The 16,373-nt window shown below is 37.3% G+C and carries 15 protein-coding genes; 7 read left to right on the forward strand and 8 right to left on the reverse strand.

The genetic code is table 11. The annotated features are described in order from the left end of the window. Positions 1–223 precede the first annotated feature (223 nt). On the reverse strand, positions 224–682 hold the full coding sequence (gene yiaA, locus BST97_RS11160) for an inner membrane protein YiaA (RefSeq protein WP_085767311.1): 459 nt from the start codon (positions 680–682) through the stop codon (positions 224–226). Positions 683–809: 127 nt separating this feature from the next. Between yiaA and BST97_RS11165 the strand changes: the two genes are divergently transcribed. Next, positions 810–2,243 carry a hypothetical protein gene (locus BST97_RS11165; protein WP_085767312.1) on the forward strand — a complete coding sequence of 478 codons (1,434 nt, stop codon included), beginning with the start codon at positions 810–812 and terminating at the stop codon, positions 2,241–2,243. A 10-nt stretch (positions 2,244–2,253) separates the two neighbouring features. Here the strand turns inward: BST97_RS11165 and dprA are convergent, their stop codons facing one another. Together dprA and BST97_RS11175 are read right to left on the reverse strand one after the other, a co-directional pair. Further along, positions 2,254–3,432, reverse strand: a complete 1,179-nt coding sequence (dprA, locus tag BST97_RS11170; RefSeq protein ID WP_317043418.1) for a DNA-processing protein DprA — start codon at positions 3,430–3,432, stop codon at positions 2,254–2,256. Next, positions 3,398–4,522 (reverse strand): O-antigen ligase family protein, encoded by a 1,125-nt coding sequence (locus BST97_RS11175; RefSeq protein WP_157111636.1) that lies wholly within the window; start codon positions 4,520–4,522, stop codon positions 3,398–3,400. The genes dprA and BST97_RS11175 overlap by 35 nt, the downstream gene beginning before the upstream one ends. A 215-nt stretch (positions 4,523–4,737) precedes the next feature. Between BST97_RS11175 and BST97_RS11180 the strand changes: the two genes are divergently transcribed. Then, entirely contained in the window at positions 4,738–5,829 is a 1,092-nt protein-coding gene (locus BST97_RS11180) for a glycosyltransferase (RefSeq protein ID WP_085767314.1), read from the forward strand. On the opposite strand, the gene BST97_RS11185 is transcribed toward BST97_RS11180, so the two are convergent. Further along, a complete protein-coding gene (locus BST97_RS11185; protein WP_085767315.1) occupies positions 5,783–7,081 on the reverse strand; it encodes an O-antigen ligase family protein in 1,299 nt (432 codons plus the stop codon). The genes BST97_RS11180 and BST97_RS11185 overlap by 47 nt on opposite strands. Further along, entirely contained in the window at positions 7,074–7,676 is a 603-nt protein-coding gene (locus BST97_RS16005; RefSeq protein WP_157111638.1) for a hypothetical protein, read from the reverse strand. Before BST97_RS16005 ends, BST97_RS11185 begins: the two co-directional genes overlap by 8 nt. A gap of 710 nt (positions 7,677–8,386) precedes the next feature. Here BST97_RS16005 and BST97_RS11195 point away from each other — a divergent pair. Genes BST97_RS11195 through BST97_RS11215 form a run of 5 tightly spaced genes read left to right on the forward strand, consistent with a single transcriptional unit; the run spans position 8,387 to position 13,318 of the window. Beyond that, positions 8,387–9,088, forward strand: coding sequence for a GNAT family N-acetyltransferase (locus tag BST97_RS11195; RefSeq protein ID WP_085767317.1), 702 nt, complete (start codon positions 8,387–8,389; stop codon positions 9,086–9,088). Further along, positions 9,076–10,236 (forward strand): dTDP-4-amino-4,6-dideoxygalactose transaminase, encoded by a 1,161-nt coding sequence (gene rffA, locus BST97_RS11200; protein ID WP_085767318.1) that lies wholly within the window; start codon positions 9,076–9,078, stop codon positions 10,234–10,236. Before BST97_RS11195 ends, rffA begins: the two co-directional genes overlap by 13 nt. Next, positions 10,223–11,470: an O-antigen translocase gene (locus BST97_RS11205; protein WP_085767319.1), complete on the forward strand. Its 1,248-nt coding sequence runs from the start codon at positions 10,223–10,225 to the stop codon at positions 11,468–11,470. Before rffA ends, BST97_RS11205 begins: the two co-directional genes overlap by 14 nt. Then, positions 11,455–12,552 carry a glycosyltransferase family protein gene (locus BST97_RS11210; protein ID WP_085767320.1) on the forward strand — a complete coding sequence of 366 codons (1,098 nt, stop codon included), beginning with the start codon at positions 11,455–11,457 and terminating at the stop codon, positions 12,550–12,552. Before BST97_RS11205 ends, BST97_RS11210 begins: the two co-directional genes overlap by 16 nt. Positions 12,553–12,574: 22 nt before the next feature. Further along, on the forward strand, positions 12,575–13,318 hold the full coding sequence (locus BST97_RS11215; RefSeq protein WP_085767321.1) for a class I SAM-dependent methyltransferase: 744 nt from the start codon (positions 12,575–12,577) through the stop codon (positions 13,316–13,318). 32 nt (positions 13,319–13,350) lie between these two features. Here BST97_RS11215 and BST97_RS11220 read toward each other — a convergent pair whose 3' ends face one another. The 3 genes from BST97_RS11220 to rfbD are packed head-to-tail and all read right to left on the reverse strand — an operon-like array spanning position 13,351 to position 16,369. After that, positions 13,351–14,412: a GDP-L-fucose synthase family protein gene (locus tag BST97_RS11220; protein ID WP_085767322.1), complete on the reverse strand. Its 1,062-nt coding sequence runs from the start codon at positions 14,410–14,412 to the stop codon at positions 13,351–13,353. Beyond that, on the reverse strand, positions 14,412–15,530 hold the full coding sequence (gene gmd, locus BST97_RS11225) for a GDP-mannose 4,6-dehydratase (protein WP_085767323.1): 1,119 nt from the start codon (positions 15,528–15,530) through the stop codon (positions 14,412–14,414). Before gmd ends, BST97_RS11220 begins: the two co-directional genes overlap by 1 nt. Before the next feature lie 5 nt (positions 15,531–15,535). After that, on the reverse strand, positions 15,536–16,369 hold the full coding sequence (rfbD, locus tag BST97_RS11230; protein ID WP_085767324.1) for a dTDP-4-dehydrorhamnose reductase: 834 nt from the start codon (positions 16,367–16,369) through the stop codon (positions 15,536–15,538). Positions 16,370–16,373: the final 4 nt, after the last annotated feature.

Raw genomic sequence — 16,373 nt, forward strand, 5'->3', positions numbered from 1 at the left:
TCTCCAATTTTTGAGTTCTTTCCTATAGATAAAGGACATTACTAAATAACCTATGAAAACACAAGGAACGCTCAATATGGTAGGAATGGTAAACATTTCAAAGAAAACCCTAAATAACGCATGATCGATCCATATACTTGAGAATTGATGCGCTAAAGCGATATAGTAGAGATAAATACATTGCCACATGCTCAAATAAAACGCAACCTTCAACAGTAGTTTCTTAACCATCGTTTTTCTGTTGTTCAATAAATTTGACATCCCTGGTGTTTTTCTGAACGGCAATTGCAGCAAACAAACTCAACAAAAAGGACATCGCATAGAAGCCTTTCTCACTCAGCCATAAATCTGCATTCCATAAGCCTATAGTAAGCAATACAATCGATGCGAGCGTAGCAAACCAGCTTATACCATAGTATAAATCAGTCACGGCAAGACCCTCTTGTTTATCGCGTACCGATTTTTGTACAGAGATCACCGAAAACAGCCCAAATAACAAAATCGTAAAGTAGTACCCTTTTTCATTCAGTTCCATGGTGGCGTTCCACAACCCTATACAATAGGAGACCATTCCTGTTATTAATGCCACCCATGATGCACTGATGAACGCGGGTGTAGGCTTCCCGTCAAACGTTGATTTTACTTCCGGCTTGTTCTTTTCAAAAATTTCATGCGTTTCCATAATTTGAATTTTGAATTACGGTACAAACATCAGCGAGAACTTTGCATCATAAAAACCTAAATCCAGTAAATACTAACGACTTATTTACGTAAATAATTTTATAAATTGCTATTAATAAGATTGTTGAATGAATAAAAATGATGATTTAATCAGATTGATTCAAGGTTTGAATGAGGCAGAGGCGGTTGGGTATCTCGCTTTCGCGAAAGCGAGAACTAAAAGAACTGATGCCCGACAAATCAAATTATTCAACTATTTGAGAAAAGGTCCTCAGAGCGATTTGAGTACGAAACTCTATGGCAAAAAAGGTAATAATGCCTACTACGCTCTTAAAAGTCGCTTGCAACAAAACCTTGTGCAATACCTAGCCATTCAAGGTTTTGAAACCGATCAAAGAGCAGAAATGGAAACGTTGCGTTTGTTGCTGGCCGGTAGAAAGTTGCTTCAAAGAGAATGCTATAGCCTAGCCAGAAAGACCTTGAAAAAAGCCGAAAAACTTGCCAAAGATTCAGAAGAATTCAATTTGCTCCATGAGGTATATCTGACCATGATCAGCGCTGCACACTTAATGAAAATAGATGCAGGTAAGTTGAAGTCTGCCTGGGAGGCTAATCGGGTCTTAATCGATAAAAATGACCGGCTCGCTTTGCTTTTCATGAATTTTAAAACGAATCCAGACGCTCAGCGATTAAAGACATTAAGGAAATTATCCTCAGAGCTTGAGATAGAAATCAGTTCTGATCTGAGCGTTAAAAGCCTTTTTGAGATACTGGATTTGTATACAGACGCGGCATCTCGAGAAGGAAATTATCATCTTATAACTGCAGAATTAGAGATGGTGGAAAAAGCGTTGACCTCAAAACATCCATCGCTTTTGAACACCCATAATTATTATGATTTACTATTCTTACTTGCGTTATCTTTTTCAAGAATTACTCAATTTAATCGCGCACTTCACTACCTCTCTTTGTTACAAAAAAGTGACCAACAATCTAAGTCAAGAACTGAGGAAGTCATAATGCTTCAGGCGCTATGCAATAATTATTTAGGAAAGGCAATGGAGGCGATAAAATGTCTTGAGCATGCTGCACTCGATCGTTTAGATGCTAAATGTCTATTAGCATCATTTTATTTGCAACAAAGGCAACCAGAAAAAGCCTTGCGTCAACTGAATAAACTCAAACATCAAGACCTCTATTATGAACGACATTACACCGTACAGCTGGTTGTAAAGAAAAACCTTTTGTTGCTATTGATTTATGTAGATCTTAAAATGGAGAACCTTGTAGACTCACAGCATAGAAAGATTCAGCGCAAAAGAACAACTCTTGAAAAGATAGGGGAGGAGCGTATCTTGGATTTTCTCAGGCTTATTTTAATAAGTAATGAGAATAGGAATGCTTTATTAACTAAATCCTTCAGCGATAAGCTGGAAGAGTTAACTATTTCCGATTTTGCTGAAGATGTCTTTGCCATGAGTTTTTACGCTTGGCTCAAATCAAAAAGCGAAAACAGACCTCTTTATGAAGTAACACTAGAGCTTGTTCAAAATATGACTTAATCGTGAATTGTTAAGCCAGGGTAAAAAGTTTACCCGGCAGCGGCTTTACCACACCCTTGAGTTCCATTCCCATAAGCATGGAAGCTACTTTGTGGACCGGCATTTGCAAATCCATCGCGATGATGTCCAGCAGTTCCTTATCTGCCTTTTTTAGGTATTTGAAAACTTGTTTTTCCTCGTCGTTAAGTTCTACGAAGAGTTGTTTCTGGATAGCGATGTCTTGCTTTTTTTCCCAACCCAAGATATAGGCGATGTCTTCGGTTTTAGTGAGCATGTGGGCCTTGGCTTGTTTGATCAACTCATTGCAGCCTATGGAATATTTATCGTTTACCCGGCCTGGTACGGCAAAAACCTCGCGGTTGTAATCACTTGCTAGATCAGCCGTGACCAGTGAACCACCTTTTGACGCACTTTCTATGACCACAGTTGCTTCGCTTAAACCCGCGATGATGCGGTTGCGTCCCAAAAAGTTCTTGCGATCAAAGGAGTCAGAGTGCCAGAAGTCTGAGATAAAACCACCATTTTCCATCATCTGCTCATTGTAGGCCTCGTGATTGCGCGGGTAGGTTTGATTGAGACCGTGAGCCAAAACGGCAACAGTCTGTAGCTTATTTTCTATTGCTAGTTTATGAGCCAGGATGTCTACACCATAAGCGTAGCCACTCACGATAATGGGATTGAGAGGAGCGATCTCACTGATGAATTTCTCTAAGAAAGCCGCAGCGTTTGTGGTGATCTGGCGTGTGCCTACAATACTCAAGACATATGGATTGTCCAGCTCAATTTTCCCTTTCTCAAAATAGATGATGGGCCCGTCTGGACAGTATTGAAGTCTTTTAGAGTAGTCATCGTTATAATAAACTCTGTATTTTATGCGGTGCTTCTCAATGAATTCCAGTTCCTTTTCAGCTTTTTTAAATAGAAATGTCTTATTCTCAATGAACGAGGCTTTCTTATCGCCCATTCCCTCGAGCGCTGCGATGGATGGCTTGTCCTGTTCAAAAACAGCACTCGCACTCCCGAATTCCCTGATGAGCTTTTTAGCTAGAATGTCACCTACTAGTGGTGCTTTTTTCAGTGCGAGAAGGGAGAGGAGCTCGGTTGGGTTCATGTGATAGTAATAGCTTTTTTTGAGTTTCGCTTTCGAGAAAGCGTTATTCCTCCCTAAAGCTTCTAAGGACTTTTTCATGAGACAGAATCATATCATATTTTTTTGGAATCTTAAAATTGTTGAGAAACAGAAAGCCCAGAAACAACGCAAAGTAATAAACTCCTTGTTCTCGTTCGATAATATTTTCTGCCAACATGAAAATACCTATAAATATGAGAATACTTGTACCTAAGTGGTTTTTTTGAGTCAATCCAGTATAGAGTAAGGAAAAAAGGTATATTGCAAAGACAAGAAGACCTAAGAAGCCTATTTTGAGATAAAGCCCTATGTATTGATTATGTGAATTGTAGGAATTTAATGCCAGTGTTTGATTTTTACCTTTATAACAGTCTATAAGCTTCTGTTTTCCATCTCCCACACCATAACCGAATAGACCTGCCTCAGGAGCCAGTTCTATAGCACAGACCTGAATGGTCTTTTTGATTTCTGCATATTCAATTTCTGATGAGTCCTTAACAAAAAATAGATCAGCAAATCTTTGATTAAAATCTTTAGAAAATGAAATCAAGCCTACTATAATGGTTAAGGCAGCTGCAAATAGAGTCCAAACCTTATAATGATTAATTTTAAGTGAGTAAAGACCAAAGGCTACCAAGAAAGACAGAATTGCTGACTTAAAAGATAGAGAAATCAATATAGGTGCAAGGGCGCACATTAAAACAACCAATAAAAGCTGTCGCCAAAATTTAAGACTAGACCAAAATAAATGTACCAATACCATCAAAGCGAGGGCAAGATGAAAGCTATAGTACAAGGCCTCCATCCCAACGAAAAGATTGTTTTTAAGCAAGCTCTGTCTAAATAAATCTGTCGACCAGAGTGTATCTCTAAATTGATAGATAGTAATCAAGCTGAGTAACAGAACAGAAAGCACATAGACAAATAGAAACTTATTGATAAAAACTTTAAATGCTGCGATAAGTTTAGGCGTCCACAAGGATAAACTTAATGGTACAACAACTAGTGGCAAGCTGGTGGTTACCTTTTTGACGCCGTATTCAAAATCTTCTGTATATAATAAACTGAATGCGAGAAAAATAAAAATTGAGCATCCCAACAGCAAAAACCGTAGATTGACTACTCGATCTTTGTTTAATAAAAAGTTCAAAAAACTCAGAAGTAAAAAGATCGCTAGCAGAATATTACAAAATAACCTGGGAACGACTGGAGTGAAAAATAATAGAGCCGTGGCAATCAAAATAAATTTTTCTAAAGTGGAAAAATTCATCTTACCGGATAAAAATATCTTATTGAATAACTTGCTCATAGTTATAAAGGAGAGAACAAAGTAAAGCTAGTAACTTTGCTATCACAATTAATTAGGTGGAAAAATTAAAAGTACTTCACGTTATAGAAGCCTTGGGCGGCGGTGTATACAGCTATTTTACTGATCTTTCTCATGTTATGGGAGCTGACAATAGGCTGGAAGTATTCATTGCCTACAGTAACAAACGTAAGGAGATCAATCCTGATGATGTATCAAAAGACTTTCAACCTAATTGTAAGCTTATCTTACTCGATCTGGTCAAGGAAATCAATCCTTTAAAAGACTTGCAGGGGTACCTAGAAATAAAAAAGTGTATAAAGAGAGTCCGGCCGCATGTAGTACATTTTCATAGCAGCAAGGCAGGTATTTTAGGCCGCTTGGCCATAAGATCATTTAAAAGCACACCATCCTTTTACACACCTCATGGTTATGCATTTCTCAGAAAAGACGTGAGCGATAAAAAGAGTAAGTTTTTCAGAGCTCTTGAAAAGAACTTTGCAAAATTTTCAAAAACCAAGACTATCGCTTGTGGAGATACTGAGTTTGAAATAGCAAAAAAGTTTGAGGAGTCGCCATACTTAATAAGAAATGGCATCAGGCTGGAATTAATGCCTGAAAAGATTGAACGAACAAATTCAAAGCGTTTAATTGTTGGAACTTTGGGTCGTATTAGTCCCCAAAAAAACCCTAAACTTATTAATCAATATATTTCTTTATCCCCTGAAATCGATTTTTTATGGATTGGTGACGGTGAATTAAGTGGCTTACTTACATCTCCTAATATTAAAAAAACTGGGTGGTTTACTGATAGAACAAAAGCCTTACCTCACATGTTGAAACTCGATATATTTATACAAGTATCTCTGTGGGAAGGGTTACCTATAGCTATGATTGAGGCCATGGCCATGGGTCTGCCGGTCATTGCGTCTAATGTGATAGGCAATAAAGATCTGGTTGATCATGGTAAAACTGGGTTTTTAGTTGACAATGATAATGATTACCTTATAGCTTTGAATACTTTGAAGGATCAGAAGATTAGATTTGAGATGGGTAAAGCTGCTAAGAAAAAAGTTAGAGAGCTATATAATTGTAATAAAAACTTCAAGCAATTGGCTGATCTTTATATAGACGCTGTTTCAAATATATAGATGAGAAAATACTTAACCACAATGCACTAAAGGTTATACCGTCATATCTGATTAAAAAGTCATCAGTCAAATTAGATGCCGCAAAAAGGATAAAGAAAAATATGATCAGACTATTCTTAAGCTTAACACCTAAATATAAGATCAAAAGCATGAATGTTATAGTCCCCAGCAAACCCAAAACTCCAAATTTGAGTAGAAAATCTATATATTGATTGTGAGTAGGAAAACGGTATTTAGCCAGAAACTTTTGATTCGTATCTATATATGCTTGATTAAGTTCATCTTTCCCATCAGCCGCACCTACTCCTAGCCAAATATCTCTCTTAGCTCTCTCTAAAGCGGTATTCCATATACTTACACGTGTAACTAGACTACTATAAACTGTTATCTCCGGCCTATCAATTTCATCAAGCTTATTTACTTTATCCATATGAGCAAATGCAACTTGAGTAAATTTCTTCTCTGTGTACGGGAACGCTTTCGCGAAAGCGTAAAAACCTAATGCTGAAAATATAGTTACGCAAATGCTTGTAAAAGCAATCTTCCGAAGGGATGTTTTTTTTGATAACTCGAAAATAGTGCTGGAAAGCAGGCCTACAAAAGCCAAAACAATTGCAAGTCGTGTGTTGATTATAAGAAGTATAGCTATGGAATTTAAGAACATTACGACCTTAACCGCCAAAGAAAAAGTTACATTTCTTAATGAAGAAGTTATCAATAGATAAAATAGCGTACAGACGAGAAATGCGACATGCATATTCAATGCAGGAGCGTGAACGGTGGTGCTATTGGCAAATTCGTAGCCCATTTCCCACAGGTGTTTACCGTTGATGTATTTGTTTACATGATCTGTTTTGATTATTGTGAATCTTAAGAGAAGCACATTCAAGATAAGTAGGAAAATACAGGAATAATATTTGAGAATTCTACGTAATTTAATTTGCTTGAAGTAACCGAGGATCACGAGAGGTAACAACAGTAGACTCGAGCGTTTCTCTAAATGTTTAAAACCTTCTATAATACTATCGTTGTTCCAAATATACAGGATGTCGAGCAAAAAAGGTATTGAAATAATCAAGAGAAGCTTGAGATTCTCTCTTGTGAAAGCAAACTTTCTTATGAATAGCAAATGCATGGCTATGAACAAAATCAAAAGAGGTGTTCCTACCTTTCTGAAGACTAAAAGTGATGCAAGTACTGCAATTATAATATCATATCTGTCAGCCAGAAAGCTCCTTACTTTTTCAAGCATCTCTCCACTTTAATTTATAGATCTTGTGAGGTCGTTTGATAAATCCTTGATCATAATACACCGCTAGCCAAATGAGAGGAAGTATTCCTATCTTGTGTCTAATAGCACTTCCTAAATCAGGTTCAAATATACCTTGAGCAATGAAATATGCGAAAACTAAATGAAAAACCCATCGTTCATGTTTCAAGTCTTTGTTTCTAAGAACCTTGGAGTAGAAATAAATCAAAAGAATAGTAAGACTGAGCTGCCATATTAAGAAGGAAATAACTTGAGGCTTATTGATGAACCTGATTCCGTTAAAGGGTAGGTTTACCGTAAAAAAACCGTAGAATATACTGATCGATTCTCCCAAAGGATTTGTCGGATAAATAGGCGACTGAATCATGGTATCAGCATTCTCCTCTCCAGTGTTTAAGCGACTGAGATTATGTTCTTCTCGAGACATTTGAGAAATAAATTGACCTTTTAATAGGCCGTGTGATATTGAAATAAACGAGGCTATTAAAAGACCGGAAACTAGAACAGTCAAAACCTTACCTTTTATTTTAACATAACCTATTAAATTCAAGGCAAATGCTAATAGAGGTAGTAACATGTAATAAGGTCTAAAAAACACTCCGAAGATCACAAATAATAAGGAAGAAAATATAACTTTCTTAATAAGTGAAAAGTTCTTAGTAAAGATATTAGCGATAATAAAAATAAAAAGGAAGTTTATAAATTCTTTAGAAGGGAAAGAAATAAAAAAGGCTATCAAGAAAAGTCCAATCCACATGATTAGGTTGCGTAAATTGATCCTTTCAAAAGAATTATGAACCCCCAACTTGAACAAGCAGTATAGAAGTATTGGAATCTGAATTAACGCTACCAGATAATATTCTAATTTGCCCAAACCTGTGGCCGCGTAAAATTTCATTGATAGCGGGTATGACCCTATCCAACCTTCTTCGCCGTATGGGTCATTTGCAATTAAAAAAGCATCAGCAAAAAAATGCTGAGGAAGTAAAAAGGTCAATAAGATGCCGATTGAAGTTATTATGATCGAAAACGATACGAAATAGAAAAGACTAACTGAGCACTTCAATTTTTTAGTTTCTGCTGGCATTAATTCAATTACAAAGGAATATAGTTATAACGGTGGAAATATACGCTTTATCAAAATGAGATGTGTTTTCAATCAAATCCATCTACAAAAGGGGATAAATTGTCGTCTTTTATCTCGTAAGTTTAAAAGAGTCTTGAATACACAGAATTACCATGTCATTTCTTCTTTAGATTTGCTCATGAAAATATAAACGATTCAGCATGATTCAAAAGTTAGAATGGGATAGTGATTTTTTTGGGATTGATGTTGCAAATTGGCAAATTCCAGAAAATGCTAAATTGAGTAGTGCCGATATCGAATTCAATCTAAAGTCTTTTGATCTGATATATTTAATCTCTAGCAAACCTTTAGAGATGCTGAATAAACATCTAGTTGATGTAAAAACTACGTATACTCAGAAAATTGATACAAATGATCTAAATAAAAAAAATACAGGAAGACAGTTTATTGTTTTCGACAAGTTCAATCATAATGTTGATGATCTATTAAAAATAGTTTTGGAAAGTGGTGAATACTCAAGATTCAAAAGGGATGACAAGTTTGCTAAGGGTAAATTTGAAAGCATGTATTCGCAATGGATGCAAAATGGAATTGAAGAGAGAGAAAATTCAAGAATTTATGTTTTATTGAGCGATGAAAAGGATATCGATGGGTTTATACAAATTAAAGTTAAACCTAAAAAAAAGGTCATTATTGAATTAATTGCGGTTGCTCCACATGCCAGAGGGCAAGGCGTGGCAAGTCGCTTACTTCAAAACACAATAAAATTAACTCAGGATAAGAATCTTTCATCGCTAGAAGTCGTTACACAAGATCAGAATATAGCAGCAACTAATTTGTATGTTAAGAATGGCTTCAGGTTGCAGAAAAAAGAATATATATACCATCTATGGAAAAGCTAATACCATTCAATAAACCACATTTTACTGGGAATGAAACAGTTTACATTAAAAATGCGGTTGAATCTGGCAAAATTTCTGGAGATGGAATCTACACGAAGAAATGCCATGAATTTTTTGAAAGTTTGATGGAATTCAATAAGTCATTGCTGACCACATCTTGCACGGATGCTCTGGAGATGGCGGCAATTTTAATTGGTATCGAGCCAGGTGATGAGGTAATCATCCCATCTTACACTTTTGTCTCTACTGCTAATGCCTTTATATTAAGAGGAGCCATTATTAGGTTTATAGATAGTAGGGAAGATCAACCTGGCATGGATGAGCGCTCCATAGAGAGCCTCATAAATGAGAAAACTAAAGCCATTGTTCCCGTCCACTACGCTGGTGTGGCCTGTGATATGGATCTAATTATGGATATAGCAGAAAGGCACGATCTTTACGTAATAGAAGATGCGGCTCAAGCTATCGATAGTTTTTTTACCTACAGAAATGGTAAAAAAGCTAGACTAGGCTCAATCGGCCATCTTGCCGCATTTAGCTTTCATGAAACAAAAAATATTATCTCTGGTGAGGGAGGTTTACTTGTGGTTAATGATCAAAAATTTGCTACCCGAGCTGAAATAATCAGAGAAAAAGGAACCAATCGTTCTGCATTCTTCAGAGGAGAGGTGGATAAATACGGTTGGGTCGACAAGGGCAGCTCTTTCCTTCCATCAGATATAATTGCGGCTTTTTTATATGCACAGTTGGAAAACTTGGAATCGATTCAAAACAAACGTCTCGAAATTTGGAATAGATATGATCATTCATTCCATCACATGAAAGGTTTTGAAAGTATTTTTTCAAAACCAATTATTCCAAATTATGCGACAAACAATGGTCACATGTACTATTTGATTTGTCGTTGCAAAAGCATTAGAAAACGCTTATTAACGCACTTAAAGCGAAGAAATATTCTAGCAGTCTTTCATTATCTGTCTCTGCACAACAGCAAATTTTATAGAGCAAAACATGACGGAAGGGAGCTTCCCAACGCTGATAAATTCTCAGATTGTTTAGTTAGATTGCCCTTTTATCCCGACTTGACTAGAGAGCAGCAAAATAAGGTTATAGACGCTATAGGAGATTTCGTTAATGAATTTCATTAAATCCTCGATTTTATCTGGTATTTCTACCATCGTCAAGTTAATTAGCAATCTCGTTATAACTAAGCTTGTGGCCTTTTTATATGGTGCAAAAGGCATGTTTCTACTGGGCAATTTGGCAAATTTCTTAACTTTTGCCAGAGTTCTGGCTACGGGAGGTGTTGAACAGGGAGTAGTCAAATATGTAGCTCAAAACCAAGGTAAACCAGATCGTCAAAAACTGATCGTAGCTAATTCAGTTCATTTAGCCCTGATCAGTTCTACCGTCTTGGGTTTATTTTTAATTCTGTTTAGGGATAGTCTCAGTTCATATGTTATGATGAGCAGGGAATTTAATTATTTGTTTTTAGTTATCGGGTGCACTTCGGTGTTTTTTTCCATCAACCTTATTTTTTTAAGTATTCTCAATGGCTTGAAAGAATTAAAGAGATTTATAATTATCAACATAGCTGGTAATTTGTTTGGTTTAGCGATCACTCTAATTTTGTTGTATTTTTTTGATCTAGAGGGAATTTTACTAGGTTTTTGTATTAATCAATCCATTGTCATCGTTCCCACAATTTTTTATGTTTATCGAGATTGGTGGATCAGGGCCTCGTTAAAATTCAACTTTCAATGGTCCCTACAAAAAGATCTTTTCAGGTATTCAATAATGGCCATAACAAGTGCGATAACAGTTCCTCTCACTTTTTTTTTGATAAGAAGATTGATAAGCCTTGAATTGGGAAGTGAAGCTGCTGGCATGTGGGAGGCTCTGGTCCGGATATCTGCAGCATTTTTAATGGTTTTGGCGGCTTCTTACAGTACTTATCTCTTACCTACATTTTCTGCTTTGAAAGGGAAAAAATTGAAGCACGAATTGATGAATATCTATAAAATTGTTATACCTGTAAGTATGGTCGGAGCATCTATGCTATATATTTTTCGTGATTTTGTGATTATAATTCTTTATTCTGAAGATTTTTTACCTATTTCAAACGTTTTTATCTTCCAAATGTTAGGCGATGCAATCAAGGCAATTTCCTTGATCACGGGATATCTTATTTTATCCCGTGGTATGGTAAAAGCGTTTATCGCAAATGAGATTTTACAAATGGTAATTTACTTGGGACTCACTTACACATTGATAAATAATTTTAAAATTGAGGGTGCCACAATTGCTTATTTCGTCACGGCATTAAGCTGTTTCATCTATCAATTAGTTTTATTCAGAAAAGTTTTATGGCAGCAAAATTAAAAATCCTACTGTTAGGGGAATACAGTAATTACTTCAATAATTTAGCATTTGGGTTAAGAAAATTAGGACACAACGTCGTACTAGCTAATAATGGGGATTTATACAAGAACTATGATCGTCAAATAGACATTTCTGGTTTTAGTGATAACCTATACATCAATACCTTTACACGGATTATTAATGAAAATCTGAAAGTTAGACAGATGAAGGGTTTTGATATCGTTCAGATCATCAACCCTAACGTTTTTGCAGCCGTTGCAAACAATCTACAGTTGTATAAAAAAATTTTTAGAAACAATGGCAATATTTTTTTGAGTGCCGTGGGCGATGATTACTTCTGGTGGAAGGCTTATCGTGATGGTAAATTTAAAAAATCACCACATAGTGGGTTTCTACGCGACAGGAAAAAAGATAAAGCGCACTGGGAAACTCATATGGGACTAAGAGACGCTAATGTATTTCTTGCAGAGAATGCAAAGGCGATTATTCCAGGAAGTATCTCTTATGCTATACCCTATAAGCAGTTCGAAAACTGTGCACCCATAATACTTCAGCCAATTCCTTTGGAAGGAATAGAGCATAATACATTAGACCATACAAAAGAGGAGCGATTGAATGTTTATCATGGTGCACAACTTGGTAGGTACGGATTTAAGGGGACTGATCGAATTGACATAGCTTTTGAAAATCTTAGTAAACATGAGAGAGACGACCTTAACCTCATACGTACGGACAGTATTCCGTTTAAAGAATATTTGAAAATGCTAGCGTCTAGCCATATTTTAATAGACCAGACAAACTTCATCGAGCCCACTATGAATGCACTCACCACTATGTTGATGGGTAAAGTAGTATTGGGGGGTTGCGAACCCATATTTATGGACTACCATAGATTAAGAGAACCACCTCTCATCAATATAAACGATGATCCTGCTTCCATTGTAAATGCGGTATTAGATTTAGCAAATGACCGTAGTAAAATGAACACCATTTCCGACACGGCACGGGAGTATGTCATCAAAAATCATGATGCTGTACTCATCGCGAAGAAATTTATAAATTGCTGGGATAATTATTCCTAAGCTCATCAAAAAGCCAATAGATATGTTAAATACCGATAAAGACCCGATAAGCCATCCCAATTTTCTTGAAGATGAGTTTTCCTATGAATGGCATATGAGTCGTAACGAGAGATATGCTTTCATAAAGCTTTTAGAAAAGATTAAACCAAAAACAGCGATCGAAATAGGCTGTTTTAAAGGTGGAAGTCTCGAAGTCCTGAGCAAGTATTGTGAAAAGGTATATTCGTTTGACATTATGCCCTCTGTCAAGAAAAACCTTGATGCTGCTTTTCCCAATGTTGAAATTATGATTGGAGACTCAGCGAAGCTTGTTCCTGACGTTATAAAAAAGATCGATCAAGACCCTGAAGAACAATTAGAATTTGTTCTAATAGATGGCGATCATTCCTACAAAGGCGTTCAGCGAGATATAAGGGCGGTTTTAGAACATAAAATTAAAAATAGGGTTTTTGTAGTTTTTCATGATAGTTTTAATCCCATCTGTCGCAAAGCTATTTTGAACATCAACTATGACGAATATCCTCATGTTCAATATGTTGAGCTCGATTATATAAGTGGTCTGTTCTTAAAGAGCGAGAAAATTTATAGAGAGATGTGGGGCGGTCTTGCTCTCATGGTTTTGGACAAAAAACCCAGACAAGGGAAATTAAAAGTAAGCCAGTGCCAAAAATTGATGTTTGATGCAATTTACTGGAGATCTATCCATCCTGTGAGGGATAATTTGCTTTTCCTTAAACCTTTAATGAAAAAGATGCTAAAGCGTTGATCTAATGAATTTGTCTAGCAAAGACACGAATATTATCTGATGTAAGTTTTGTACATCATCCTAACCCCTTCCTCCAGCTCCACCTCATGCTTCCATCCCAGCTCATGAAGCTTTGTAACATCAGTAAGTTTTTTAGGTGTACCATCCGGTTTAGAGTCATCCCAGATTAGACTTCCTTTGTAACCTATTATGTTCTGTATTATTTCAGCTAGGTTTTTGATGGAAACGTCAACCCCTGTTCCTATGTTGATATGGGTATTGCGTACTTCTTTTTTGCCTTTTGAAACATCCACAAAGTTCACTTCATTCATAACGTGAATACAGGCACTCGCCATATCGTGTGACCAGAGGAACTCTCGCATAGGAGTACCACTGCCCCATAATGTGATGTGATTTTCTGTAATACCGTGTTTTTGTAATTCCGCTTTCGCGAAAGCGAGATCCACGACAGTATCATCTTTAGAAAAACGCTGAAAATCTGCTACTAAATCATCGTGCCGACCTTCCATCAATAATTTCCCCAGATGCATCTTACGTATCATAGCCGGCAATACATGCGACTTTTCAAGATCAAAATTATCGTTAGGCCCGTACAGATTAGTAGGCATAACCGATAGAAAGTTTGTACCATATTGCAGGTTGTAGCTCTCACACGTTTTGATCCCGGCGATTTTTGCAATCGCATAAGGCTCGTTAGTATATTCTAATTCACCAGTAAGAAGACTGTCTTCAGGCATGGGCTGCGGCGCCATTTTTGGGTAAATGCATGTACTACCTAAAAATAAAAGCTTTTTGACACCCGCTTTGTAGCTCTCATGAATCACATTATTCTGAATCATGAGGTTTTTATAGATAAAGTCTGCTCTATAGGTATTGTTGGCAACGATGCCTCCTACACTGGCTGCCGCCAGAAAAACGTAGTCTGGTTTCTCTTCTTCAAAAAAACACCTTGTAGCCGCTTGATCTGTTAGGTCAAGTTCTGCATGGGTGCGTTTTATGATGTTTGAATAGCCTAGCTTTTCAAGCTCTGTAGTAATAGCGCTTCCTACAAGGCCCCTATGACCAGCCACATAAATTTTAGATTCCAACTCCATTACTCAAAGTAATTGTTGATGCGGTACCCTCCTTCTTTAAGGTATTGCTCACGAGACATGAGTTTAAGATCGCTTTGCATCATGTCATCAACCAGTTCGTTCAGTTGGATTTGAGGTTCCCAGCCCAGCTTTTCTTTGGCTTTGGTAGGATCTCCTATAAGCAAGTCGACCTCAGTAGGTCTAAAATATCTGGGGTCTACGGCCACAACTTCCTTTCCAACCTCTAGCTCATATTGTTTGTTTGAACAGGACTTTACGTAACCTTTTTCTTCAACTCCAGTCCCTTTAAATTCAAGCTCTACACCTATATGGTTGAAAGCCATGCGTACAAAATCCCGCACGCTGGTAGTTTTACCTGTTGCAATAACCCAGTCTTCAGGCTGGTCGTGCTGGAGGATCATCCACATCATGCGCACGTAATCCTTTGCGTGACCCCAGTCGCGTTTTGCGTCAAGATTACCTAGATAGACTTTGTCTTGAAGGCCCTTGGCAATTTTTGCCGTCGCTCGAGTAATTTTTCTGGTAACAAAAGTTTCTCCTCTCACAGGTGACTCATGATTAAAGAGAATTCCGTTGCAGGCAAACATGCCATAAGCTTCACGGTAATTGACGGTCGCCCAGTAGGCGTACATTTTTGCTACTGCGTATGGTGAACGTGGATAGAATGGTGTGGTCTCGGTTTGAGGAATTTCTTGCACCTTTCCATAGAGTTCAGAGGTAGAAGCTTGATAGACCTTAGTTTTCTTTTCCATGCCCAGTAACCTAACAGATTCTAGAATCCTCAAAGAACCTATCCCATCTGCATTTGCAGTATACTCAGGCATCTCAAAGGAGACTTGCACATGTGACATCGCCGCAAGATTGTAGATCTCGTCTGGTTGTACTTCTTTAATGATTCGGGTCAAGTTAGTGGTGTCTGTAAGGTCACCGTAGTGCAACTTGAACTTCACTTCACTCTCATGTGGATCTTGGTACAGGTGGTCTATCCTATCAGTATTGAATAGGGAAGCCCTTCTTTTGATACCATGGACTTCATAGCCCTTTTTAAGAAGAAACTCACTTAAATAAGCTCCATCCTGACCGGTAACACCTGTAATTAAAGCTACTTTTTTACTCAAGTTTTTTAGTTTTTATAATGACTTACTACTTTATCAAGAGCCTCGTCAATAGTTCTGATTGTATAATTAAATACCTGACTCGTTCTAGACGTATCCATAACGCTGTACTCAGGTCGCTTTGCCGCAGTTTTAAATTCACTCACGGCACTAATTCTTTTATTTAGGTTGAGTTTCTCATTTATCGCTTTCGCGAAAGCGTACCATGTCCATTCACCCGTATTTGTGAAATGATAGATCCCGTAATGTTCAGGATCATTTGAAACCAGGTGTCGTACAAAATCAGCAACTGACAGAGCACTCGTGGGCGATCCAGTCTGTGTATCAACAATACTCAATTCTGATTGCTCAGATTCTGCTACCCACCTAAAAAAGTTCTTACCGTGGGGTGCGTATAACCAAGAAATTCGGAACACATAGAATTTACCGCTAATTCGTGTAATAGCTTTCTCACCAATCAATTTACTGTAGCCATAAGCATTGATAGGGTCAACTGTGGCATCAGTGGTATAAGGTTGAATAGCCGATCCATTAAAAACATAGTCTGTTGAAAAATGAATCAAAGTCGAGTTATACTGGTTACAGATTTGGGCTAGCTTCTCAACGCCAGACCCATTTACTGCTATAGACTTTTCTTTCTCTTTTTCTGCTAAATCAACAGCAGTGTATGCAGCGCAATTGATCACATAATCTGGTCGTAGATTTCTGAGAGTACGATCCATTTCATGAGGGCAGGTAAGGTCAAAATCTTTTTTTGAAACAGCTACTACCTCATGATCTGTAAGCGCTTGTCCAATCGCCTGACCCAGCATTCCTTGAGCGCCTGTGATCAAAATTTTCATATAG

The sequence above is a fragment of the Nonlabens spongiae genome (assembly GCF_002117125.1).
Lineage (GTDB): Bacteria > Bacteroidota > Bacteroidia > Flavobacteriales > Flavobacteriaceae > Nonlabens > Nonlabens spongiae.